This is a genomic window from Rhodococcus sp. 06-156-4, from assembly GCF_002259345.1.
In the GTDB taxonomy this organism is placed as follows: Bacteria; Actinomycetota; Actinomycetes; order Mycobacteriales; family Mycobacteriaceae; genus Rhodococcoides; species Rhodococcoides fascians_E.
On record NZ_NPGB01000013.1, the window covers coordinates 1 to 1,688 of the forward strand.

At 59.8% G+C, this 1,688-nt stretch carries 1 protein-coding gene; it reads right to left on the reverse strand.

The features are described 5' to 3' along the window. Positions 1-1,688 (reverse strand): aa3-type cytochrome oxidase subunit I (gene ctaD / locus CH290_RS08040; RefSeq protein WP_094620621.1); only part of this gene is annotated, 1,688 nt, incomplete at its 3' end.

Genomic DNA, 1,688 nt, shown 5'->3' on the forward strand with positions numbered 1-1,688 from the left:
GGTCCGACGTGGGCTTCGGCGCGGAGGCGTTCGACCATGTGCGGGTAGTGCAGTTCGAACGCGGGACGCTCGGAACGGATCCGGGGCAGTTCGGTGAAGTTGTGCCGCGGCGGCGGGCAGGAGGTCGCCCATTCCAACGAGTTGCCGTACCCCCACGGATCGTCGACGGTGACCACTTCGCCGTACCGGTAGGACTTGAAGACGTTCCACACGAACGGCAACGTCGACGCACCGAGCACGAACGCCCCGATCGTGGAAATGATGTTGAGTGTGGTGAACCCGTCCGACGCCAGGTAATCGGCGTACCGACGCGGCATACCCTCGTTCCCGAGCCAGTGCTGCACCAGGAACGTGCCGTGGAACCCGAAGAACGTCAACCAGAAATGCCACTTGCCGAGCGTCTCGTCCATCATCCGGCCCGTCATCTTCGGGAACCAGAAATAGATACCGGCATACGTCGCGAACACCACCGTCCCGAACACCACATAGTGGAAGTGCGCGATCACGAAGTAGGTGTCGGTGACATGGAAATCGATCGGCGGGCTGGCGAGCAACACACCCGAGAGACCACCGAAGAGGAACGTGATCAAGAACCCGATGGAGAACAACATCGGCGTCTCGAGCGTCACCTGACCACGCCACATCGTGCCGATCCAGTTGAAGATCTTCACACCCGTGGGCACCGCGATCAAGAACGTCATGAACGAGAAGAACGGAAGCAACACCGCACCGGTGGCATACATGTGATGCGCCCACACCGCGATCGACAACGCCGCGATCGCGATCGTCGCGTAGATCAACGTGGTGTACCCGAACATCGGCTTACGCGAGAACACCGGGAAGATCTCCGAGACGATCCCGAAGAACGGCAACGCGATGATGTACACCTCGGGATGACCGAAGAACCAGAACAAGTGCTGCCACAGCAACACACCACCGGTCGCCGGATCGAACAAGTGCGCACCCAGATGACGATCGGCCGCCAACCCCAACAACGCCGCCGTCAACAACGGGAACGCAAGAAGAATCAGAATCGAGGTCACCAGAATGTTCCAGGTGAAAATCGGCATCCGGAACATCGTCATACCCGGCGCCCGCAAACAGATGACCGTGGTGATCATGTTGACGCCACCGAGGATGGTGCCCAAACCGGCCACCGCCAACCCCATGATCCACAGATCAGCACCCACACCCGGCGAATGCAGAGCACTCGTCAACGGCGTGTAGGCAGTCCACCCGAAGTCCGCGGCACCACCAGGAGTGATGAACCCGGCCGTGGTGATCAACGCACCGAACAGATACAACCAGTACGAGAACGCATTGAGCCGCGGGAACGCCACATCCGGAGCACCGATCTGCAACGGCAGAATGTAATTGGCGAACCCGAACACGATCGGCGTCGCATACAACAGCAACATGATCGTGCCGTGCATGGTGAACAACTGGTTGTACTGCTCGTTGGACAGAAACTGCATCCCCGGCACAGCCAACTCGGCGCGCATCAACAACGCCATCAACCCACCGACGAGGAAGAACGCAATCGACGTCGCGATGTACATGATCCCCAACACCTTGGGATCAGTGGTCGTAATCGCCTTGTGAACGAACGAACCCTTAGGTCCCATCCGCGGCGGAAAAGGCCGAGCCGCCGTCACAGCGGGAGTAGGCCTAGGCGCTAGGGCAGTCAC